The sequence below is a fragment of the Pedobacter humicola genome (assembly GCF_056490705.1).
In genome coordinates, this window is record NZ_JBWJIG010000010.1 from 19,103 (window position 1) to 40,997 (window position 21,895).

The window sequence follows — 21,895 nt, forward strand, 5'->3', positions numbered from 1 at the left end:
CCTTCTTGATGATATTCGTCATCCGTGCAGCGTAACCTGGAGCACGATTACTCAGCGGAGCTAAATCTATTGCATCTATTGTACAGATTTTTCCCCGCCTGTACGGGCAGGCATTCCGCGTTGCTTCAGTCGAAATGACGATCAGATATTAGTACTAGTTATTTGCAGAATGTCGTAAAAAGCAAAAGGCCTGAAAATTCAGGCCTTTTTGCTTATCATATATTTGGTTAGTTGATTCTTATTTTTTCTTTCAACAATTCGCCTTCTCTCTTATTTCGAAACAAATGAAAACCTCAAACAATTATGTGTTTTAAAGCTTTTTTGCAGTGTTTTTGTTTTGTGGTTATAAAGATAAGGGAAATTTTAAATTTGTCAAGCTTTTTTTAACTTTTTTTTTATTTCTTTTGCTACCACTTGCCCTGAGATGATTGCAGGTGGCACTCCGGGGCCTGGAACGGTTAATTGTCCGGTGTATAAAAAATTTGTTACCTTACTTTTCATCTTCGGTTTTAAAAAAGCCGTCTGTTTCAAAGTGTTTGCTAATCCATAGGCATTTCCTTTAAAGGCATGGTAATCTTCCACAAAATCATTCATGGCATAACTGCGTTTAAACAAAATGTTAGCGCTAATGTCGTTTCCTGTTAAATCTTTAAAGCGTTTAACCAATAAATTGAAGTATTCTTCTCTTTTGCTTTCGTTATCTTTTAAATCGGGCGCAAGCGGAATAAGGAAGAAAAGGTTCTCACAACCTTCGGGTGCTACACTTGGATCGGTAACCGAAGGGCAGCAGGCGTAAAACAATGGCTTTGATGGCCATTTCGGATCGGTATAAATTTCTTCGGCATGCTGATCAAAATTCTCGTCGAAAAATAAGTTATGGTGCAATATATGATCTAGTTTTTTATTTAAGCCAATGTAAAACAAGAGGCATGAAGGAGCCATTGTTCTTTTGTCCCAATATTTTTCGCTGTAATTACGGTATGGTTTTTCAAAAAGATGCTGGTCGATGTGGTGATAGTCGGCATTGCCAATAACAAAGTCGCTTTTAAAACTGCCCTTATTGGTAATCACTGTTTCTGCAATGTTGTTTTTGACTTCAATTTTGGTTACTTCGGTATTGACAATAAATTTTACACCCTGTTCTTCAGCAATTGTTTGCATAGCGGTTACAATTTTATGCATCCCCCCCATGGGGTACCAGGTACCCAAAACGAGATCGGCATAATTCATTAAACTGTACAAAGCAGGGGTATTTTGTGGCGTGGCACCTAAAAATAATACCGGAAATTCTATAAGTTTCCTTAACCGATCATTTTTAAACAATTGGTGCACATGTTTCCGCATATTTCCTAAAAGCTGAAGTTTTATTCCGCTAATGGCCAGTCGCGGGTCGAAATACTCCATTATGCTATGCGAAGGTTTAAAAACATATTCGTTCATGCCCACATCATATTTATATTTGGCCTGATCGAGAAAGGACTCCAGGTTTTTACTGCTGCCAGGTTCTAGTCTTTCGAACAAGGAATACAGATCATCTAGTGTTGCCGGTACGTCGATCGTATCGGTTTTGCCAAAATAAATGCGGTAAGACGGACTTAATCTCTTCAGTTCATAAAAATCGGAAGTTGTTCTGTTAAAGAGCTGGTAATAGTTCTCAAAAACATCGGGCATCCAGTACCAGCTTGGCCCCATATCGAAAGTAAAGCCATCTTTTTCCCAGGTTCTGGCCCGGCCACCGGCCATTTCATTTTTTTCGATTACCGTTACTTCGCAACCATCCCTGGCCAGTAAAGCTGCAGCGGCCAAACCTCCAAAACCGGCACCAATAACGGTAACTTTGGGTTTATTATCCATGGTGTAAATAAAGGAAATTTATATCGTTTTGTTTTTGTTATTTGTGCCTTATTTGGTGACGCAGCAAACACTCGTGAACTCCAAACACCCTGTCCTGGCTAACTCCCCTCTAAAAGTGGGGAATGAAGTGCCGTCTGATATCAGCATGCCAAATACAATTAGCTTTTCTTACCTTTGCGCCCAAACATGATCAAATTACGCATTATATTTTTTCTGCTGTTTGCAGCAACCCATATTACTTATGCCCAGTTGTCAACGCAAGAAATTGCGGTACTGAAAACCAATATGGTAAAAGCAGTAGAAAATTCGAAGTTAACCGATTCGTTATTTGATAAGCTAAGCAAATTATCCAATAAAACGGCCTTGATTACCGGCTATACCGGAACCCTGGAAGCGTTGAAAGCTAAACACTCGTGGAATCCCTACAACAAGATTAAATATGTAGGCCGATCACTTAAAACGATGCAAAAGGCGATCGATATGGATAAAGAAAACATGGAAATCCGTTTTATGCGTTTTTCGATCGAGTTTTATACCCCATCTTTTTTAGGCTTTAGTAAAGATCTTGCCGAAGATAAAAAGGAAATTGTTAAACATTATCAAAATGAGAATTTTGGACTTGCCGACCACGAGCTGGTAAAAAATGTTGCCAAATTTATGATCGACAGCAAAAAATGTAGCCCATCAGAAGTTAAAATTTTAAAGAAACACCTATAAATGAACTATACTTATTTACTTATAAACCTTGCTGTAATTTTCTTTCCTCTGGTTTTATCCTTTGATAAAAAAGTTCATTTCTTTAGTAAATGGAAATTTGTTTTCCCCGCCATATTGATTACAGGTGTAGTGTTTTTAATCTGGGATATCCTGTTTACCAAACTCAATGTATGGTCATTCAATCCCGACTATATTATTGGTGTAAATCTGTTGGGTCTGCCTTTGGAAGAGATGCTGTTCTTTTTGACCGTTCCCTACGCCTGTGTGTTTATTTATGAGTGTTTAAATGTTTATTTCCCTAAAAATGACCTGCAGAAGTACAGTCTGGCAATAAGCAATTTATTACTGGGCATATGCGTGGCCATGTTGTTTTTCGGTCATGGCAGGTGGTATACCTTCATTAATTTTGGGTTTTTACTTTTGGTGCTGGGTTACGTAGAGTACATCAATTCAAAACATCGGTTTATGTACCGGTTTTTTAGGGCTTATCTGGTTTCGCTTATTCCTTTTTATATTGTAAACGGTTTTTTAACTGCTATTCCGGTGGTGATCTATAACAGCAGAGAAAATGTAGGCTTTAATGTTGGCAGTATTCCTTTTGAAGATCATTTCTATTTAATGAGCCTGTTGCTGATGAATGTTTACCTGTATGAAGTTTTTAAAAATAAAAGCGTTAAAAAGGAAGATTTAAAATTAGAAAATTAATTAATTTTTTCCTCAAAGAGGTATCATCCCGGGCATAGTCAAAGCATACTTTTCCATTGGAAAATGAACGTGTAGTGGCTCTTGGCTGTTTGTAGTCCCGCTTTGCGCTTTACTTCGTTGCACTTCGTGTTCGCTGTATCCGATAGCTATCGGATCGGGTTTAGAAACAAGGGTTTCTGCATCCTGCAAACCCCAAATATGAAATACAGCCCTGTTCACCTAGCGGTGGTTAGAGCGGTACCCTGCAGCAACAAGGAATCCCGAACTTCCGGGAAAGCGTACAAGCGAAAGACGGGAATAAACTTATTGTATTGTACTGGCGTTGCGCTTCAAAAAGTACTTACTGCCCTCAACTACAATTCATTATAAAACATAGCTTGATATGCCCCTTATATTTCTTATGCGGTTAAAAACCTTTTTCTTTATCTTCAACGCGAAATTAATTTAAATGGATTTACCAGGATATACCAAGCAGCAACTCGCTTTACGCAACGGACAGGATAAACCGCAGATTTGGGTGGCTTACAAGGGTTTGATCTACGATATGACCGATAGCAGGCTTTGGCGCAATGGTAAACATTACGAGCACTGGGCCGGTCAGGATTTAACAGATGAGCTGCCCGATGCACCCCATACCGAGGCTGTTTTTGAAAAGTTTATCCCAATAGCCAAACTGGTTACGCTAAATTGATTTTAGTTAGAGTAGATTGTTTCAGTTCCTTAAATTCCGAAGGCCTTTTGCCTACCATCTTATAAAAGGTATTGCTAAAAGAGGAAATACTGTTGTAGCCCACCTGGTAAGCAATCTCGCTAATAGTGGCATCGCTTTCCAATAATTTCTCCATTGCTTTGATCATCCTGGCCAGTTTTAAATACTGAAAAAAAGAAGTATCTAAAGCCGACTGAAATAACCTGGAGAGTGTGCGTTCGCTAAATCCCATCGCTTTCCCAACACTTTCTAAACTCATGCCATCGTCGGCCAGTCCGTCAACGATATGTCTTAATACAGGTCTTAACCGCTGGTTTTCTGTTGTTGGCAAGGCAATTGGGAGTGGATGTTGGCTCACTACGGGCAAAATATTTTTAAGCGTATTTAAAAAATCGTATTCTTTGGTTTGTGGTACAATGTTGCCGTTCCAGCGCTCAGAAAAAAGGAACATTTCTAATAAAAGATTATTTACAGGATAAATGCCAATCTGTTTGTAAAAGGGATTTTCGTCATCTGTGGCGGTATCGAAATAGATATTCCGTACGATTGCGGCATGATACCGGTGCTGTAAATGGTGTTCTACCCCTGCAGGGATCCAAACATAATGCCTTGCTGGCAGGAAATAAGATTTCTCCTTGGTATATAAGAAAATGATGCCGCCCTCTACATAAGTGAGCTGTCCTTTTAAATGCGTATGGTCTTGAAATCGGTCTTCAAACCTGCTGTGCCAAACATACATGGTTTCTGGTTTTTCGTCGATTGCAAATAAAAGGTCTTCGTTGCTAACTTTTATCATTTGGCTGGTTTAAACAAATATCTGTCGGTTTAGATAAAACAAAGTAACAAATCTGTCGCGAAATTTGCATCATTAATTAGCGAATATGAATTTTAACAGGAGTAAAAGAACATTTTGGGTGTGCATGCCCTTTCTTTTATCATCAATTTTTGTTCATGCACAAGCCGTTCTGGATCAAAACAATTTTACCATCAGCCAGGTTTGGGCATTGGCTGATAGCAACAATAAAAAAATCCAGATGCAGGGCCTCAATGTGCAGGCTGCTGATGTGCATGTAAAAGTAAGCAAGGCCGAAAGGTTGCCAGAGATAGCTGCTGAAGGACTTTATGCACATGTTTTTCCCTTGCCGATTTACGAAAACGGATTGTTCCATACCCCAAGTCAATTCCCGGTTGTACCCACCTATTACAAAGCTGGGGCAGATGCTTATTTCAATATTTATAACGGTGGGAAAACCACGGCCGAAATCAATGCCTCAAAAGTAGAAAGCGAATTGAGCAGGATACAAAAAGGGCAAAGCAAACAGGAGATCCATTATACCGTAACGGTTTATTTTTATGATGTTTTTCGTAATATTTCCTATCAGGTTTTGTTGGAACAAGACATCCGCGACCGTGAAAAGCAGCTGGCCGAAATTAACCAGCTGTATAAAAACGGAACGATATTAAAAAGTGATGTGCTGAGGGCCGAATTGCGTCTTTCTAAACAGCGCATGCTATTAACCGAAATCAGCAACAGTATTAAAATTGCGAAGCAAAAACTCAATATTTTAATCGGAAGAACAGATGATGCACCCCTGAACCCGCAGATTTCGGACAATGAAACAGATGCGATCGCACTCAAACAGGTGGATGAATATTTTAATGATGCCAAAACATCTTCTTATAAAATACAGCTTTCGGAAAAAGAACAGGCCTTGGCGAAATTGAAACTGAAGACTGTAAAATCGAACATTATGCCTTCTTTGGGTTTCTTTGGTGAGTATGCTTTTGCCTATCCACAAATCCAGTTTTATCCTTATGCCTTATCGCTCTATAGTAACGGTATGGTTGGGTTAAAACTTAAAATCCCGATTTCATCCTGGTATACCAACCAACACAAAGTAAAGGAAGCGGAAATCAAGGTACACCAACAAGCGGTAGAAGATGAAGATGTGAAGGATAACATCCGGCAGGAAGTGCAGGAAAATTATATCCGTTATAAGGAGTCGGTTCAGCGCATTGCCTTGGCCGAAGAAAATATTAAACAGGCTGCAGAAAGTTACCGCATCGTACAGAATACCTATTTCAACCAGTTGTCGCTTTTAACCGATCTGTTGGATGCCGAAACCCAGTTGTTGCAATCGCGGTTCGAACTCACTACCGCTAAAGTGAATGCCAAAATACAATACTATCAATTACAAAAAGCCGTAGGAAATTTATAAGATGAACACACAGAAACAAAGCAAGGCCGATAAAATCATTAGTAGGATCACGACAGTAATAGCGCTCATCGTTTTAGTGGTGTTGATGGTATGGGGTGGGAAAACGCTCTTTGGCTATATGAAATATGAGGAAACGAACGATGCACAGGTGGATGAGTACATCAATCCCGTAACGGCGAGGGTGAGTGGTTATATCAAAGAAGTAAAATTTGAAGAAAACCAGGATGTGAAAAAAGGTGATACATTGGTTTTGATCGACGATGATGACTACACGGTTCAACAAGATGAGGCCTCGGCTTCGTTGCTGAATGCCAAAGCACAGGTTTCGGTACAGCAAAGCAATATCAAAACAGCTCAGAGTACAGCCATGGTTGCCGAAGCCAAAATTGCTGCGGCAAAAGCCAGACTCTGGAAACAGCAAACGGAATATAACCGTTATAAAAAACTTTTTGATGCAGAATCGGCTACGCGCCAGCAACTGGAAAACATCGAGAGTTTGTTGCAGGTTGCACAGGCAGAATACCAAGCCGCCAAAGAAGATTATATGACCGCAATCTCCAGAACGAATGATATTAAAGCGCAACGTGATGTGCTGGAATCTGAAATAAAAAGAAGACAGGCTGTTGTGAAAAGAAATAACCTCAATACTTCTTACACGGTAATTGTAGCGCCTTATGATGGCAAAATGGGTAGAAGGACCATCCAGGCAGGGCAATTGGTTCAAACCGGCCAAACCATCGCTTACATTGTAGATAGAAGTGCAGGCAAATGGGTGGTAGCCAATTTTAAGGAAACCCAGATTGCTAGAATGTATGTTGGTGAAAAGGTAAATGTTGAAGTGGATGCTTTTCCGGGCCAATTGTTTATTGGAGAAATCGAATCCTTATCCGGTGCAACAGGGTCAAGGTTCTCCTTATTACCTCCCGATAATGCTACCGGCAATTTTGTAAAGATTGCCCAGCGTATCCCTGTACGTATCCGCTTAGATAAAAAAGATAATGCTACCGAGCATTTAAGCGCTGGCATGAGTGCAAGTGTTATAGTGAAAAGGGACGGAAAAAATGACTAATCAGTTGCCTATATTTAAAGAGAGGGTGCCTGAATGGTTAGTGATACTGAGTATTTTCGCGGTGCTTTTATCTTCAGTATTGCTTTTTGCGCTTTCTACTGCTGATGGTAACGCTGCTGCAGGTTATTATGGTGCGAGTGCTTCTGATGTCCAGTTTTCGCTATTGATGTTTTATGCAGCAGTTGCGAGCTTTGCTGTGGTTGAGCGAAGGTTTTTTGCCAGGGTGGTGACCAAGGACTATCTTCTGATCTGTATCATATTAGAAATCCTGATCGCTTATTGGTGTTACCATACACGTGAAATTTGGTTAATATTTACCCTGAGGTTTTTGCAGGGCATTGTAAACTGTGGCTTAACGAGTATTTCCCTAAATCTGCTTTTTAGCAGGTTAAAATCAGAACATGCAAAAGAAACAGGATATACTATTTTTTATGGGATGATTCTTTGTGTATCCCCCTTGACCGCTTTGTTTTCGGTGCCAATAGTGGAAAATTTTGAATATAATGTGGTTTACAAGGCCATTATATTCTGTTTTCTGCCCAGTGCAATCCTGCTTTTTAGTGTAATGAACAGGGTACGTCTATTACTTAAAACGCCTTTATATAAGATCGATTGGATGAGTTTTGTGCTGTTTTCTACCATGTTAGTACTTATTGCCTATGTATTGGTTTATGGTCAGCAGTACGATTGGCTGGAAGATGCCAGTATTTTATACTCCATTTTGGCTATCCTAGTTTTGTTTGTGGTTTCGGTCGTTAGACAACTTACCTTAAAAAGGCCAGCGGTTGATCTCAGCATTTTCAAGTCACGGAATTTTACCATAGGCATTGTCTTTTTGGTGATCCTCTATATTATACGTGGTGCTTTTAGCTTAACATCCTCTTATTTTATTAACGTTTTAGGGATGGATTCGCTGCATGCCAACGAGATGATGATTTTCAATATTGCAGGGGTAATATTAGGTTCAATCATTGCCATTCGCTTCCTGATTCTTCAGAAACATTTAAGGATATTATGGGTAACCGGTTTTATATTGCTTTTTGCATTTTTTTTATGGATGTGCCAGTTGTTTGCCAGTGAAGCAGGAACAGAGAACTTTTACCTCCCGTTATTCGTGCAGGGCGTGGGTGCTGGAATGGTCATGTCGCCGATCGTGATGTTTATTATGTCGTCCGTTCCCGATAACATGAGCCAGTCAGCATCATCTGTGGGTGTATTTGTGCGCTTTTCGACCTTTAGCCTTAGTTTGGCTTTTATCAATTTCTACCAGCTTTATTTTAAGGGAAAACATGGCGACGATTTGCGTGGCGGTATTACCTTGTTGGATTTTAACCTGCCAGAAAGGTTGAAAATGTATCAATCCGCTTTGAGTAGCAGGGGAATGCCTCGTGATGAAGCGGGTAAAGTGGCTATAGGATTACTAAATAAGGCCGTTCAAAAACAAACCTTTTTGCAGTTTTGTGTAAGTTATTATGCATGGATTGCGTTGCTTTGTTTGTTAACGATTATCCTTATTGCCTTACAGCCGGTAATCAGCCGAACGGTGATTAATTTGCGGAATAAGCAACCTGCGGCGGCTGGGTTTTAGGTTAGTTATCAGTTATCAATTTGTAATTTTCAGTTTGCATAAATCAACCTTAATCTCTTTTAAGATTCCCAACTGAATGGGAATGACGATTTCCTATAAGAAAAAACCGCAGATTTAAAGAAATGTATCTCTAAATCTGCGGTTCGTTTATTTGCAATTGAAAAGCAAACCGTTAACCGAAAACTGTCAACTGACTATGCTTCAATTGTAAATGCACTTAAGCTTACAAATTCCTGAATCCTGGCAGCAACTTCTTCCTCGGTTAGGTTTAATAATTTTTCTGTTCCAAATTTCTCTACACAGAAAGACGCCAATGCTGAACCATAAATGATTGCATTTTTCATATTGTTAAAGCTAATGGTACCCACTTTGGCCAGATAGCCAATAAAACCACCTGCAAAAGTGTCGCCGGCACCAGTTGGGTCAAATACTTCAGCCAAAGGCAATGCAGGGGCAGAGAAAATCTGATCTTCATGGAACAATAAGGCACCGTGCTCGCCTTTTTTAATGATCAGATATTTTGGGCCCATGGTAAGGATTTTCTTTGCTGCTTTAACCAATGAGTATTCGCCAGATAACTGACGCGCTTCTGCGTCATTAATGGTTAATACGTCTACCAATTTAATGGTCTCCAGTAAATCATCCATCATAATGTCCATCCAGAAATTCATGGTGTCCATTACAATTAACTTAGGGCGGTTTTTAAGGCGTTTAATTACGGTTTGCTGCACCTGAGGGGTTAAGTTGCCCAGCATTAAATATTCGCAATCCTGATAGCTCTCCGGGATAATTGGGTCGAAGTTTTCCAATACATTTAATTCTGTAATCAATGTATCGCGGCTGTTCATGTCGTTATGGTATTTTCCCGACCAGAAAAAAGATTTTTCACCAGCTTTAATCTGTAATCCTTCGGTATCAATACCGTGGGCAGTGAAGGTATCGATGTCTGATTGATGAAAATCATCACCAACAACTGCTACGATTTTTGCTTTATTGTAAAAGTAAGATGCGGCTAAACTTGCGTAAGTTGCTGCTCCACCTACAATTTTATCCGTTTTTCCGAAAGGAGTTTCAATAGCATCAAAAGCTACAGTACCTATGATTATCAGGCTCATATCTATGGGTTAATTTTTTTTTAAAATTTTTCAGTGCAAATATTGCATAAATAATTTAAAAGCCCTAATATTGCATTCCCAAAACGAACAAGGCTATGTGTACTGTAAAGTACAAAAAACCTCGTTTTAGGAAATGACCAGTACTCCTTCTTAGCTCAGCTGGTTAGAGCATCTGACTGTTAATCAGAGGGTCGCTGGTTCGAGCCCAGCAGAGGGAGCCAATGCCCTTCACGATATCGTGAAGGGCATTTCTGTTTTTAGCTGATTTTCAAATCGTTGCATATGTTAAATAGAGGCCGATTTTTGGTTCGAGCCCAGTGTCCGCACCCTTACTGTGCAAAGTCTTTAAAATTTTTAAGTTTGCTTTACTAACGCCTTCTTAGCGAATAAGTTATAATTAATATTCTCTGGTTTTTTTGGTTCGATGCTGCTAAATTCGATGGGATTGCAAGTTTTGCTTGCATTATAGAGTTTAAATGCCTGTTCTGAGAAGAAATAAATAAGATCGATGTATTCTTCTGCTTCCTTTTCTGTAAGATTATTTTTTTTGGCTTTGAGGTCTTGAATTACCTTTTTAGTGGTAAGAGATCTTGTGATTTGATTTTCCATTATGGTGAGTTGTAGTGAATTCGTTTTTAAATATTGGCCTGCTCTTTCTTATCGCTATATTTGAATTAACAAATTTACTACAGCACGCTCAATGTATCTTCGATTTACAACTCAATTTATAAATCCATATGGAGAACTGGAAACGGGTATATTTATGGCATTAAAATATCTGAGAGAAGATTACTCCCTTACAAATGATGAAGACATTGTAAAACTTAAAGGACTTACAGTTTGGTTTAGTAAAAATTTAGAAAAGCCAAGTAGATTTTCTAATGGAACAAGTAAGCATAATGCTGCTATTTCCTTGTCTTGGTTTAAAGATACAGCAAATGAGCACCTTAAAAAAATGCAAGAGTTTATTAAAATAGCTGAGCAATATGATATAGTAGTTGAAAGGATTATTAGTAAAAATCCAGGCTATGTTGTCTATGAAGATGAATATCAAGTTTCAGCTATCCCATTTAAAAATGATCGCAAAAATGTAATATGATTGCATTATTCTAAATAATATTCATCAGTCCTTGCAATTCTCTTAAGGTCATTAAGTAGGTTTCGAAAAGTAAATAGTCTCGGGAGCCAAAACCGCAACGAAAGTTATTCACTTTGTTTATTTAAATTAACTATCCTGCAATGATTATAAGATTTCGAAGTGCCGTTTAATCACAAGTATTTGGTCTGCCAATTTTTACGATTTCATTTACACCAAAATGATCAAGACGTTCCAATAGCGCCACGGCTCCATTTTGCTTTTTAAATTCCAGCTCTTCGGGATAAAGGGGAATTAGAGAATATATAGTAACTACTTGTTCATCTGCCATTTCTATTTGCGTAAAATCGTCAGATAGTTCCATGGAATGTGCTAACATTACCGCCTTGAATCCTATTTTCTCCGCAAATTCATCATCTACCTCATGTTCAAAGGTATGTCCAAATCCCAGCCAGGTTTCATCTGGATGCGGTAACATCATCAATTCTTTCATTAAGCGGATTGGCCAATAGTTTTGTTCGTCTTCGAAGGATTCATAATTTAGATTCCATTCTTTGGGGAGTAAAAACATGATTTCAGCATAGGGAGAAGATCCATCATCTTCAGGAACCTTCATAGGCAATGCACTCATGCCACAACTCAGTAGAATATGATACGGCCTTTCTTCATTAGCTTTTATAAAAAAAATATCTCTATGGATTACTTCTGATTCAATTTCATCAAACACCACAATATCTTCATTATCATTAAAGAACTTATCAAGGTGACTATCGATTAGCTCCACGCTATTAGGAACAGAGTTTTTCATTGTAATATTTTCTTGTCTTTAAAAGTAAATGAAATCAGCCAAAATCATCCTACAAAAAGCTATTTTTTATGCGTCACTCCGGATCTTAGTTTCTTCAAGCATATCGAATAAATTGTAAATATGATATTGTAAACCTTGAACTTGTAGGTATAATTAACGTTGTTAAAAATGCAATGATTTGATTAATATCATAAATTATTCCAAATTATCTTCATTAATCTTTGAAATTCTAGTCAAGTCGTCAAGCAAATTTCTAGAAAAATACAGAGTCTCGGGAGCCAAAACCCGCAACGAATTTGTGGGTTTTTTGCGTTTAGGGCTGGATGAGAAGTTTATCCTGAGCGCAAAAACGGAAGCTTAAAAGCCTGATTAATAGCTAAATCGACGCTGAATAAATAGATATTTTAAAGAATCGACTTGTTTATTTTAATGGCAGCTCAACGAAAAACGTTGTGCCCTGGTTTAATTCGCTGTCAAACCATATCCTGCCTTTGTGTGCATCAACGATTTGTTTGGAAATGGCTAGTCCCAGGCCGGAAGAATATTCCCCAATAGTTCCTTTTCTTTGGGCTACGGTAAACAGATCAAAGATGGTATTTCCCAGCTCGGCTGGAACACCAATGCCGTTATCCTCAATACTTACAATAACCGTTTTTAGTTTTTCTTCTGTTATTATTTTTATTTCTGCTCCAATAGGGCTGAATTTTATGGCATTTGCAATCAGATTGCTGAATACCCTCCATATTTTTCTTCCATCTGCCTCGAAGATAATGTTCTGTACTTTTAAGTTTAATTTTTGCTTTTTTTCAAGTGCCTTAAATTTAAATAGGTTAGCGCAATAATTTAACAGTGTATGCATTTCAACAGATTCTTTGATCAGATCGGCAGTTTCGGCGTTTATATTTAATATACTCGCAATCATTTCTAAAGATCGCTGGCTGGAAAGCTCTAAAAGTTCAAGCATTTCAAGGTCGGCCTGGGGTAGGGCTGTTGCTTTAAGTATTCCCGAAATGCTTATTGCTGCGGCAATCGGACTCCTGAGGTCGTGCGCCACAATTTTCATCATACGGGTATTTTCCTGTTGCGTTTGCTCTAAAGCAGTTAGCAGTTTTTGCATGTTTAAATTTTGAGCGGTAATTTTCTTGTTCATTACCTTTAATTTTTCTCGGTTAAACAATACCAGGCTCAGCAATGCGATTATGATTACTGTGAAGAAAATGAATATGATTAAATAATTTTTTTTGATTTCGTTGTCTTTGTGGAGCAAAGCTATTTTATATTCCTGTTCAGTAGCCTTAAACGATAAATTGATGTCTGCCTTTCTTAAACTCTCATTCTCAGCATTCACTGAATCGTCCAGCTGATGATAAAGTTGCATATACTCTAAGGCTTTGGCAACGTTATGAATTTGATCAAAATAATTCCATTTTAACCGGTATAATTTGATCTGGCTATCAACTGTCATTTTTTGGCCCTTTAATTTCTGGTCTAATACCAGCTGGAGTTCATTTAACAGGGTTTTTGCTTCCTTAAATCGTTTAAAATCCAGATAGAGAGCAGCTAATTTTATTTTGGCAGTTTGTGCATCTACTTGGTCATGACCAGGGCGATCGTTAATTTTAATACTTGCTTTCAGGTATTTTTCAGCTTCAGCATATTGTTTGATTTTTGCATATGTGCCCCCTAGGTTTCCATAAACAACTCCATGGGCGATCGTTAAAAAATCTGCTTGATGAGGATATCTGGAAAGGTTTTCGTCCAAGAAAGCGATTGCCTTTCTGTAGTAATAAATGGCACTGTCCAGTTTATTTGCCTTTTCAAAACAAAGCGCAATGGTATTGATGTAACTTTGCCGGGATATAAATGTCATCTTTAGTGATTCTTCCTGATCACAATTTTTACTTTCAGAAAATGCTTTTTTAAGAAAGGTAACTGCATCGAGATATTGGTGTTGATTGTATTTTAAAAGCCCCAATCTATAGTTGAAACCATAAGAATCGCAACTATCTAGATTTTTTAATGCAAGTTGTCCGGCATTGTAGTAATAATTAAAAGCAGTATTGTACATTTTAGTTGAAACAAGGGCATCTCCCTTTGTAAAAATGGCATTTGCATAGGCCGATCTGTAGATGTCTTCCTTTCCTTTTATTATATAATGCATGCTGTCTGCATATAGGTTGGCCTTAGCTGTATCCGGTTGTCTATATAGATAATATACCGCCTTCGCATAATATTTGCTATACACGTCCATCAAATTTGGTTCTTTTAACTTGCGATGTGCAGAATCAAGATATGTTAACGCTTGATCATTAAGTCCGGCATAGATAAGGGAGTCCATATGTGCCGCTATTTTTTTGCTTTGTAGAGATTGTTCTGCTTTTTCTTTTGTAACTGTGTTTTTGCAAGCGAATTGAAAAAAGGATAATAGCAATAAAATAAAAGACACAACAGTTTTTTTGCAAAAGGAGGTATAGGTCATCGCTTTATTTTTAGCATACTGAAACTATCATTATCCAAATTACATTAAAAAAATGATAAGGTGAAATGATGATAAAAGCCTGATCTAAAAAAAATCAACAAAAATTTGCGTAGTTAAATGACTACATGTATATTTGTAGTCAAATAGCTACATAATGAATTTAAGAAGAGATGTATTTCAGGCCATTGCCGATCCCACCAGAAGGGCAATATTGTTATTGGTGGCCACCCAATCGATGACGGCAGGAGCAATAGCCACCAATTTCGACACGGCAAGGCCAACGGTTTCCAAACATCTGCAAATCCTCACCGAGTGCGAATTGTTAGAACAAAGGCAAAACGGGAGAGAAGTTCACTACCATACCAATGCAAAAAAAATGAAAGAAATAGCTGATTTTATCGAACCTTTCCGCCAAATGTGGGATGACAGATTTAATAAATTGGAAGATATCATGAAAAACTATAAACCAACCAAATAGCATACCATGGAGCGGAAAACCAAAATCGATGCCGAAAACGGTAAACAGGAAATTATCATCACCAGGGAATTTGATCTGCCCCTGGCACTACTTTTCAAAGCTTATGTAGAGCCTGAAATCGTTGAGCAGTGGATGGGCACCAAAGTATTGAAGCTTGAAAATAAAAAGTATGGCAGTTATCAGTTTGAAACTTCCGATCCCAAAGGGAATGTGGCGTTCGTGGCTACCGGGGTGATTCATGAGTTTGTTCCCGAAGAAAAAATCACACGGACATTCGAAATGGAGCAAACACCTTTCGGTGTTCAGCTTGAGTTTTTAATGTTTGAAAAGCTGGATGATGATAGGAGTAAGCTCACCATGCACGTCGTTTACCGATCAGTTACAGTTAGGGATCAGATACTTGCATTACCTTTTGCCCAGGGCATTAATATGGCGCATAACCGCCTACAAGATATTGTAAACCAGTTAAAATAATACATCATGACAAAAAAAAACAAAATTATCTACTGGATTGCCACGGTTTGGCTTGCATTGGGCATGTTATCTACCGGCATCGTGCAATTATTGAAAACGAAAGAAGAAGTAGCCATGTTTAACCAACTGGGTTATCCGCTCTATTTTCTAACCATTTTGGGGGGTTGGAAAATTTTGGGTGTGGTTGCGGTGTTAATTCCGAAATTTGCTTTACTAAAAGAATGGGCTTATGCTGGCTTTTTCTTAGCCATGTCTGGTGCTGTCTTCTCGCATCTGGCGGTTAGCGATAACAGTGTTTCGGCTTATTTTGGCCCAATTTTATTAATGGTATTAACGGTGTTGTCCTGGTATTTCAGGCCTGCCGATAGAAAAATTGTTCCTGCTAAATTATAATCCGATGAACCCTAACGTTGATTTTTATTTTAACAAAGCAAAAAAGTGGCAGGAAGCTGTAAGCTTATTAAGAACAATTGCCCTTGATTGCGGACTTACCGAAGAATTGAAATGGGGCTGCCCATGTTACACGCTTAAAGGGAGCAACATTGTTTTAATACACGATTTTAAAGAATACTGTGCTTTTTTATTATTTAAAGGTGCTTTATTAAAAGATAAGGAAGCTATTTTGATCCAGCAAACGGAGAATGTACAATCATCAAGACAAATCCGCTTTACCAATGCATTGCAGATTGTAGACATGAAGGCAATTTTAAAAGCCTATATTCTGGAAGCCATTGAGGTAGAAAAAGCCGGATTGAAAGTTGAATTAAAGAAAACGACTGAATATGTAATTCCTGCAGAGTTTCAAAACAAACTGGACCAAATTCCGGGTTTAAAAGCAGCTTTCGAAGCTTTGACGCCAGGGCGACAGCGCGGATATCTTTTGTATTTTTCGTCTGCTAAACAATCCAAAACCCGCGAGGCCAGGGTGGAGAAATATATGCCGCAGATTTTGAATGGAAAAGGATTGGATGATTAGCATGAAAGTGCCTTCATTTCGACCGGTAAATCCTTAGAAAAACAGAAGATTTGGGATCACTGGTAGCGACAGATCGTCATTGCGAGGCGCGAAGCAATCTTATGACTATGGGTGGGTAAACATAATTGATGATACGCTCTTGAAGTTCAAAAAATGAGGACTGGTATTGCGCATATTGCAAAAAGGAATGATTTAAGATTAGAAAATGAACGGCTTGTGGTACTTGGCGGTTATTAGTCCCGCCATTCGCTATAGCTCCGATAGAAAACCTGTGAAACAAGCAAGCATACCAAAATATAATATAAACCGGTGCTTAAATCGGAGACTGTCGCTGCTGTCGCCTGCCAGCTGCAGGCTGGGGTTTAAAAACAAGGGTTTGTGCATCTTGCAACCTCAAAAATGAAAAACTGGCTTGGCCATATAGCCCCGATTGAAGCGTTATCCCGAATTTTCGGGAAAGCGTAAAAGCGTAAAACAGGAAAGAACTTCATATTTTGTACAGGCACGGCGCTCCGTTATAAAAATGAAAATAAATTAATCACTTTATGAGCAAAATAAATAAAAAAGAAATCTCCACCGAACAAACGGCAGAACTACTCCATACCTTAAAAGTTCGTTTTGAGAAAAACATGAACCGCCATAAAGGTCTGGAATGGGCTAAAGTTCAGGAAAGACTGGAAGCTAACCCCGAAAAGCTACCGGTGCTTGATGAAATGGAGGTGACGGGTGGTGAACCTGATGTTGTAGATTATGATAAAGCTACTGGTGAATATATATTTTACGATTGTTCTGCAGAAAGCCCTAAAGGCCGCAGAAGTGTTTGTTATGATCTCGAGGGGCTCGAATCGAGAAAAGAACATCAACCAGATCATAACGCCGTTGACATGGCCGCGGCTATGGGTGTCGAACTTTTAACGGAAGCGCAATACAGGACCTTGCAGCAGCTGGGAAAATTCGATACCAAAACATCAAGCTGGATTGTTACCCCTCCCGAAATCAGAAAACTTGGTGGAGCACTCTTTGGCGATCGCCGTTACGATCATGTATTTGTGTACCATAATGGAGCACAATCCTATTACGCCGCAAGAGCATTCCGTGGATCATTAAGGGTATAACCGCTACAATAATTTTTCGTAACAGAAAAAACGGAGGCCAGGTCGTTTGGCGAGACTAATTTCGCCGCTAAACTGATAACCGAGTTTTGGAAAAAGCGCCTGGGTGGCTTTGTTTTCGCTATTGGTGTCGACCCTTAATATGGTAATGCCGGTTGTTTTCGCTACAACCTCGGCCTGCATCATTAACGCTTTGGCAATGCCCATGCCCTGGCGATCGGGATCTACCGCTAAGCGGTGTGTTACAATAGCTTTGTCGTTAATGTCCCAGCCTGCATCTGCATATTCCGGATCCTGATCTGTTGTAATGGCAGAAACACCAACAACTTCGTCTTCCATTTCTGCAACCCACAACTGGGTAATGGCGATGTCTTTGGTAAATACTTCCGGATTTGGATAATCGTTTCCCCACTGAAAGTTACCGGCAGCCTGCATTAAGGGTACAACCTTGCTTACCAGCTGCATTATTTTAGGTATATCTGCTGTTTGGGCTAATCTTATTATCATGATGCAAAGATAATATATAGGTTCATTTGTCAATAGTTCATTTGTTCAGGGGTCATTGGTTCATTTGTTGCCGTAGTGCGTAAAATATTTAGCGGTTAACTGGTTAATTATTGAAACCGGTTGACTGCAAATTGCCAACTGCCAACCGGAAATTGTGAACCGTTTAAATCGGTTAACGGGTGCTAAACGCCCAGCGCCACACCCAAAGATTGTTAATCGGCTGTGGACTAGCCTAACTTCACGAAATGTTCATCTTTCAATTTGATATTTGAGCGTATTTCTTATCATGATATTCCGGTCTGTAAATTGGCTATTAAGGAATTGTTTTTCTATTGTATATTTCCGATTTCCGTATTGTTAATATAAGGTTAAACTTAATCTGATATTAATATTGAATTAACATTAGGGCTGTTGTTTTGTACCAAAATAAAATAACAGAAAATGAAATCACGTATACTATCCCTAGTAGGTATTCTGATGCTCTTGGTCACGTTTGCTCAGGCACAGGTTACAACATCTAGTATTAATGGTAAGATTAAGGATAACAAAGGTATCATCCCAGGTGCAACCGTCGTTATGGTACACGTTCCAACAGGTACGGTATCTAAAGGTTCGTCGAATGAAAACGGACTTTACCGCATTGGCAATTTAAACCCGGGCGGACCATACAAAATCACCGTAACCTTTGTGGGTTATAGTCCGGTTGTAAAAGAAAATATTTATTTAACCTTAGGTTCCGATGTAAAATTGGATATCGATCTTCAGGAACAGGGCAACCAATTGGCTGAGGTAAGTGTTAAAGGGCAAAAAGGCGGAACAAAATCTGGTGCTGGTACCAGTATTGGCGAAGGTCAGATTAAAACCTTACCAACCATGAACCGCAGCTTGCAGGATGTAACAAGGGTTACCCCGCAGGGCAGTAAGGATAATACTTTTGGCGGTACCAACTTTAGGTATAATAACGTAACCATTGATGGTGCGATTAATAATGATGCCATTGGTTTCAGTCCATCATTGGGCGGTCAGAGTGGAAGCTCAGGTATGCCAGGAAGCAGTACACGTACCAATCCGGTTTCGCTTGACGCGATACAGGATGTTACTGTTTTGCTTTCTCCATACGATGTTAAAGTAGGTAACTTTTTAGGTGGTAGTATTAATGCCGTTACCCGTGGCGGTACCAATGAAGTTGTAGGATCAGTTTATGGATATGGCCGTAACGCTTCGTTAATTGGCAAGAACAAAATTGGCGATAACAGTAAAGAACCCTCCGCTTTTCACGATTATCAGACTGGTTTCCGTGTGGGTTTCCCGATCATAAAAGATAAATTGTTCTTTTTTACCAACGAAGAGATTACCCGCCGTCAGGATCCGGTAATTTTAGGCGCGGGATCGTCTGATATGAAATTGCTTACTTTAACTGAAGCGCAGCAGATCTCTGACCGCATGAAAAATGTATATGGTGTAGATGCAGGTTCGTTTGGCGATTACAATATCTATTCGCAGTCTAACAAATTCTTTAACCGCTTAGATTGGAACATCAGCGAAAGCACCCAGTTAACCATCAGAAATAACACGATCATTTCGAAAGCCACAAACCTGGAAAGGGATCAGTCTAACTTCAGGTTTGGCGGTATCGATTTTAAGCAGAACAACAATCAAACTTCAACAGTTGCCGATCTGAAAACCCGTTTCGGAAATTCAGCTACCAACAACTTAATCGTAGGTTATTCTACCGTTCACGATTTCCGTGACCCACTTTCTAATCCGGCTTTACCGCAGATTGAGATTGCTTCTAACGGTGGGACATTGTTTTTAGGTACCGACCGTGAGGCCAGTATCTTCAATATGAAACAGAATACATTCGAATTTACTGATAACTATACGTATAGCTCTGGTATCCATACTTTTACGGTTGGTACCCACAATGAGTTTTATAACATCAACTACGGTTTCGTAAACTCTTGGAATGGCCGTGTAGCTTATGGCAGTGTTGCCGATTTTCTGGCCAACAAGCCAAGTAGGGTACGTACCAGTTATAACTACGATGACAATACCCGCGATAACATTATTGCGAACCCAACGGCAGCGTTTAATGTAAACATGTACAGTGTTTACGGTCAGGATGAAATCCGCATTGGCGACCGTTTTAAATTAACGCCTGGATTGCGCTTTGATATGGCAAACTTACCAGATATGCCTTCGTTGAGCACTAAAACAACAGGTTCTCCGGTTGATACAAATTACGGTACTACCTATACTTATACCCAGCCTTCATCAATTACCGGAAAATTCCTGAATAAAATTCAGATCTCTCCACGCGTAGGCTTTAATTTTGATGTACTGGGCAACCAAAGTTTGGTAATGCGTGGTGGTACAGGCCTGTTTACCAGTCGTGTTCCTTTTGCGTGGATTGGTTATGCGTATTACAACAACGGCGTAAATTATGGTGCTTTTGATAAGAAATATGTTTATACAAATGCAGATCCTACAAAAATAGTAATACCTGCAGCAGGTTCAGATCCGATTAAAGATGCCTTAACAGGTAATGGTGAAGCAGGTTATGTAACCAATCAAGGCATTAACGTTAAAGATGCTAAAGGTGCAACACAGGTAGATTTGGTTGACAATAACTTTAAGATGCCAAAAGCATGGAGAAGTAATCTGGCTTTCGATTATAAAACAGACGACCAATGGAAATTTACGGTTGAGGGAATCTTTAGCCAGGTAATCAAAGATGTGCAGTTTCAGCAGATCAACTATGTAGATAACCCTACGTATATGGTTTATGATACGCAGAAACAGCAACCGATTTACTCAGGTGCCAAAATCAATCAATTGTATACCAATGCTTATCTTTTGTCGAACACGGATAAAGGATATAAATACAGTTTAACCGCTCAGGTAAGTAAATCACTTCCGATAGGTTTAGATATGATGGTGGCTTATACCTATGGCAGATCAAAAGATATCGCCAATGGTATCCGTAATTCGATGGAGTCTAACTGGCAATTGAACCAGGCGCTTAATCCAAATAATCCAGGTTTGGCGTATTCTAACTTCGATATCCGCAACAGGATTATCTCTACCATCAATTACAGGTTAGATTGGGCTAAAAACGGTAAGTATGTATCTAACTTCTCGTTATTCTTCAGTGGTCAGTCAGGTTCGCCATACTCATTGGGTTTAGTGAACAGTACCATTAACGGAACTGGACAAACAGTGGGTTTATTATATGTTCCAGCTGCTGGTGAAACTACTAAGTTTTTTGCCAATACACCTGATGGCATCGCACAGGCTGCAGCATTTGATAACTACATTAACGGTGATAAATACTTAAGTACCCGTCGTGGCAATTTCACAGAGCGTAATGGCGCACGTACCCCATGGAATGTTCAGGCTGATTTCCGTTTCGCTCAGGATATACAGGTAGCTAAAGGAAAACACCCACATGTACTTACGTTAACCTACGATATTGTTAACCTAACCAATTTGGTGAATAAGGATTGGGGAATTCAGTATTTTTCTCCTAATACTTATAACTCTATGGCCAGTGTGGGTATTAAGGTTGCAACAGCAGGCACACCAACAGCATATCCGGTGTATACCTTTGCTCAAAAAGATGTAACCTCTTATTCAAAAGATTTCTTTGCTTCACGTTATCAGATGCAATTGGGATTGAGATATAGCTTCTAATCTTTTTTAATGATAAATATATAACGGTCTGGCCTAGATAAGGTCAGGCCGCTTTTTGTTTAACAACGAGGGTTCCTGATCATATTTATCGTTGTAAAAACTGTAAACCTTATTGAAGTGAAAAGTGAGCACGCAAGCGAGACACGAGTGTGGAATGTAACGGAAAGAAGGACCAGGGCTACCGATGAAAGCGTATATTGATTTCGTGCAAATCTCTCCTTTTCTGCCCAGTCTTCTGAGTACGGACTTAAGAAATCTTTCTTGCATAAACAATTAAACCTTTCCTATCCTCACCC

General features: G+C 39.1%; 20 protein-coding genes and 1 tRNA gene. 14 read left to right on the top strand and 7 right to left on the bottom strand.

Annotation, left to right across the window (positions count from 1 at the left end; all coding sequences use genetic code 11):
- Positions 1-372: 372 nt before the first annotated feature.
- A complete protein-coding gene (locus tag AC04Q1_RS15950; RefSeq protein ID WP_478365576.1) occupies positions 373-1,854 on the bottom strand; it encodes a phytoene desaturase family protein in 1,482 nt (493 codons plus the stop codon).
- Between the two features lie 186 nt (positions 1,855-2,040).
- On the opposite strand from AC04Q1_RS15950, the gene AC04Q1_RS15955 reads away from it, so the two are divergent.
- From AC04Q1_RS15955 to AC04Q1_RS15965, 3 genes are all read left to right on the top strand, one after another.
- Positions 2,041-2,571, top strand: a complete 531-nt coding sequence (locus AC04Q1_RS15955; RefSeq protein ID WP_478365577.1) for a hypothetical protein — start codon at positions 2,041-2,043, stop codon at positions 2,569-2,571.
- Entirely contained in the window at positions 2,572-3,276 is a 705-nt protein-coding gene (locus tag AC04Q1_RS15960; protein WP_478365578.1) for a lycopene cyclase domain-containing protein, read from the top strand.
- A 448-nt stretch (positions 3,277-3,724) separates the two neighbouring features.
- A complete protein-coding gene (locus AC04Q1_RS15965; RefSeq protein ID WP_478365579.1) occupies positions 3,725-3,967 on the top strand; it encodes a cytochrome b5 domain-containing protein in 243 nt (80 codons plus the stop codon).
- Here the strand turns inward: AC04Q1_RS15965 and AC04Q1_RS15970 are convergent.
- Positions 3,954-4,781: a helix-turn-helix domain-containing protein gene (locus AC04Q1_RS15970; RefSeq protein ID WP_478365580.1), complete on the bottom strand. Its 828-nt coding sequence runs from the start codon at positions 4,779-4,781 to the stop codon at positions 3,954-3,956. The two genes, AC04Q1_RS15965 and AC04Q1_RS15970, sit on opposite strands and share 14 nt — an antisense overlap.
- An 85-nt stretch (positions 4,782-4,866) precedes the next feature.
- On the opposite strand from AC04Q1_RS15970, the gene AC04Q1_RS15975 reads away from it, so the two are divergent.
- From AC04Q1_RS15975 to AC04Q1_RS15985, 3 genes are read left to right on the top strand one after another with little or no spacing between them, the layout of a single operon-like run.
- Positions 4,867-6,204 carry a TolC family protein gene (locus AC04Q1_RS15975; protein WP_478365581.1) on the top strand — a complete coding sequence of 446 codons (1,338 nt, stop codon included), beginning with the start codon at positions 4,867-4,869 and terminating at the stop codon, positions 6,202-6,204.
- A 1-nt stretch (position 6,205) separates the two neighbouring features.
- Complete coding sequence (locus AC04Q1_RS15980) at positions 6,206-7,273, top strand: HlyD family secretion protein (protein WP_478365582.1); 1,068 nt, start codon at positions 6,206-6,208, stop codon at positions 7,271-7,273.
- Positions 7,266-8,861: an MFS transporter gene (locus tag AC04Q1_RS15985; protein WP_478365583.1), complete on the top strand. Its 1,596-nt coding sequence runs from the start codon at positions 7,266-7,268 to the stop codon at positions 8,859-8,861. Before AC04Q1_RS15980 ends, AC04Q1_RS15985 begins: the two co-directional genes overlap by 8 nt.
- 194 nt (positions 8,862-9,055) lie before the next feature.
- Here the strand turns inward: AC04Q1_RS15985 and AC04Q1_RS15990 are convergent, their stop codons facing one another.
- Positions 9,056-9,976 carry a PfkB family carbohydrate kinase gene (locus tag AC04Q1_RS15990; RefSeq protein ID WP_478365584.1) on the bottom strand — a complete coding sequence of 307 codons (921 nt, stop codon included), beginning with the start codon at positions 9,974-9,976 and terminating at the stop codon, positions 9,056-9,058.
- 144 nt (positions 9,977-10,120) lie between these two features.
- Here AC04Q1_RS15990 and AC04Q1_RS15995 point away from each other — a divergent pair.
- Positions 10,121-10,197, top strand: a tRNA-Asn gene (locus tag AC04Q1_RS15995).
- A gap of 133 nt (positions 10,198-10,330) precedes the next feature.
- Here the strand turns inward: AC04Q1_RS15995 and AC04Q1_RS16000 are convergent.
- Positions 10,331-10,585, bottom strand: coding sequence for a hypothetical protein (locus AC04Q1_RS16000; RefSeq protein WP_478365585.1), 255 nt, complete (start codon positions 10,583-10,585; stop codon positions 10,331-10,333).
- Positions 10,586-10,739: 154 nt separating this feature from the next.
- Here AC04Q1_RS16000 and AC04Q1_RS16005 point away from each other — a divergent pair, with 154 nt between their 5' ends.
- Positions 10,740-11,075, top strand: a complete 336-nt coding sequence (locus AC04Q1_RS16005; RefSeq protein ID WP_478365586.1) for a hypothetical protein — start codon at positions 10,740-10,742, stop codon at positions 11,073-11,075.
- A gap of 166 nt (positions 11,076-11,241) precedes the next feature.
- Here AC04Q1_RS16005 and AC04Q1_RS16010 read toward each other — a convergent pair whose 3' ends face one another.
- Together AC04Q1_RS16010 and AC04Q1_RS16015 are read right to left on the bottom strand one after the other, a co-directional pair.
- Positions 11,242-11,880 carry a suppressor of fused domain protein gene (locus AC04Q1_RS16010; protein WP_478365587.1) on the bottom strand — a complete coding sequence of 213 codons (639 nt, stop codon included), beginning with the start codon at positions 11,878-11,880 and terminating at the stop codon, positions 11,242-11,244.
- 421 nt (positions 11,881-12,301) lie between these two features.
- Positions 12,302-14,041 (bottom strand): ATP-binding protein, encoded by a 1,740-nt coding sequence (locus tag AC04Q1_RS16015; RefSeq protein WP_478365588.1) that lies wholly within the window; start codon positions 14,039-14,041, stop codon positions 12,302-12,304.
- A gap of 472 nt (positions 14,042-14,513) precedes the next feature.
- Between AC04Q1_RS16015 and AC04Q1_RS16020 the strand changes: the two genes are divergently transcribed.
- The 5 genes from AC04Q1_RS16020 (at position 14,514) to AC04Q1_RS16040 (ending at position 17,402) form a co-directional block, all read left to right on the top strand.
- Positions 14,514-14,837 carry an ArsR/SmtB family transcription factor gene (locus tag AC04Q1_RS16020; protein ID WP_478365589.1) on the top strand — a complete coding sequence of 108 codons (324 nt, stop codon included), beginning with the start codon at positions 14,514-14,516 and terminating at the stop codon, positions 14,835-14,837.
- Positions 14,838-14,843: 6 nt separating this feature from the next.
- The gene (locus AC04Q1_RS16025; RefSeq protein ID WP_478365590.1) at positions 14,844-15,311 is read left to right on the top strand and encodes an SRPBCC domain-containing protein; all 468 of its coding nucleotides are present in this window, start codon (positions 14,844-14,846) and stop codon (positions 15,309-15,311) included.
- A gap of 6 nt (positions 15,312-15,317) precedes the next feature.
- Entirely contained in the window at positions 15,318-15,704 is a 387-nt protein-coding gene (locus tag AC04Q1_RS16030) for a DoxX family protein (RefSeq protein ID WP_478365591.1), read from the top strand.
- A gap of 4 nt (positions 15,705-15,708) precedes the next feature.
- Positions 15,709-16,287 carry a YdeI/OmpD-associated family protein gene (locus AC04Q1_RS16035; protein WP_478365592.1) on the top strand — a complete coding sequence of 193 codons (579 nt, stop codon included), beginning with the start codon at positions 15,709-15,711 and terminating at the stop codon, positions 16,285-16,287.
- Positions 16,288-16,832: 545 nt separating this feature from the next.
- Positions 16,833-17,402, top strand: coding sequence for a DUF4256 domain-containing protein (locus tag AC04Q1_RS16040; RefSeq protein ID WP_478365593.1), 570 nt, complete (start codon positions 16,833-16,835; stop codon positions 17,400-17,402).
- 3 nt (positions 17,403-17,405) lie between these two features.
- Here the strand turns inward: AC04Q1_RS16040 and AC04Q1_RS16045 are convergent, their stop codons facing one another.
- Positions 17,406-17,906, bottom strand: a complete 501-nt coding sequence (locus tag AC04Q1_RS16045; RefSeq protein WP_478365594.1) for a GNAT family N-acetyltransferase — start codon at positions 17,904-17,906, stop codon at positions 17,406-17,408.
- A gap of 441 nt (positions 17,907-18,347) precedes the next feature.
- Here AC04Q1_RS16045 and AC04Q1_RS16050 point away from each other — a divergent pair, with 441 nt between their 5' ends.
- On the top strand, positions 18,348-21,599 hold the full coding sequence (locus AC04Q1_RS16050) for a TonB-dependent receptor (protein ID WP_478365595.1): 3,252 nt from the start codon (positions 18,348-18,350) through the stop codon (positions 21,597-21,599).
- Positions 21,600-21,895 lie beyond the last annotated feature (296 nt).

Coding starts and splice junctions, on each gene's coding strand:
- AC04Q1_RS15980 (WP_478365582.1), top strand. CDS start 6,206: ATGAACACACAGAAACAAAGCAAGGCCGATAAAATCATTAGTAGGATC.
- AC04Q1_RS15955 (WP_478365577.1), top strand. CDS start 2,041: ATGATCAAATTACGCATTATATTTTTTCTGCTGTTTGCAGCAACCCAT.
- AC04Q1_RS16015 (WP_478365588.1), bottom strand. CDS start 14,041: ATGCATTATATAATAAAAGGAAAGGAAGACATCTACAGATCGGCCTAT.
- AC04Q1_RS15975 (WP_478365581.1), top strand. CDS start 4,867: ATGAATTTTAACAGGAGTAAAAGAACATTTTGGGTGTGCATGCCCTTT.
- AC04Q1_RS15950 (WP_478365576.1), bottom strand. CDS start 1,854: ATGGATAATAAACCCAAAGTTACCGTTATTGGTGCCGGTTTTGGAGGT.
- AC04Q1_RS15970 (WP_478365580.1), bottom strand. CDS start 4,781: ATGATAAAAGTTAGCAACGAAGACCTTTTATTTGCAATCGACGAAAAA.
- AC04Q1_RS15985 (WP_478365583.1), top strand. CDS start 7,266: ATGACTAATCAGTTGCCTATATTTAAAGAGAGGGTGCCTGAATGGTTA.
- AC04Q1_RS15960 (WP_478365578.1), top strand. CDS start 2,572: ATGAACTATACTTATTTACTTATAAACCTTGCTGTAATTTTCTTTCCT.
- AC04Q1_RS16045 (WP_478365594.1), bottom strand. CDS start 17,906: ATGATAATAAGATTAGCCCAAACAGCAGATATACCTAAAATAATGCAG.
- AC04Q1_RS16035 (WP_478365592.1), top strand. CDS start 15,709: ATGAACCCTAACGTTGATTTTTATTTTAACAAAGCAAAAAAGTGGCAG.
- AC04Q1_RS15965 (WP_478365579.1), top strand. CDS start 3,725: ATGGATTTACCAGGATATACCAAGCAGCAACTCGCTTTACGCAACGGA.
- AC04Q1_RS16040 (WP_478365593.1), top strand. CDS start 16,833: ATGAGCAAAATAAATAAAAAAGAAATCTCCACCGAACAAACGGCAGAA.
- AC04Q1_RS15990 (WP_478365584.1), bottom strand. CDS start 9,976: ATGAGCCTGATAATCATAGGTACTGTAGCTTTTGATGCTATTGAAACT.
- AC04Q1_RS16025 (WP_478365590.1), top strand. CDS start 14,844: ATGGAGCGGAAAACCAAAATCGATGCCGAAAACGGTAAACAGGAAATT.
- AC04Q1_RS16030 (WP_478365591.1), top strand. CDS start 15,318: ATGACAAAAAAAAACAAAATTATCTACTGGATTGCCACGGTTTGGCTT.
- AC04Q1_RS16000 (WP_478365585.1), bottom strand. CDS start 10,585: ATGGAAAATCAAATCACAAGATCTCTTACCACTAAAAAGGTAATTCAA.
- AC04Q1_RS16020 (WP_478365589.1), top strand. CDS start 14,514: ATGAATTTAAGAAGAGATGTATTTCAGGCCATTGCCGATCCCACCAGA.
- AC04Q1_RS16005 (WP_478365586.1), top strand. CDS start 10,740: ATGGCATTAAAATATCTGAGAGAAGATTACTCCCTTACAAATGATGAA.
- AC04Q1_RS16010 (WP_478365587.1), bottom strand. CDS start 11,880: ATGAAAAACTCTGTTCCTAATAGCGTGGAGCTAATCGATAGTCACCTT.
- AC04Q1_RS16050 (WP_478365595.1), top strand. CDS start 18,348: ATGAAATCACGTATACTATCCCTAGTAGGTATTCTGATGCTCTTGGTC.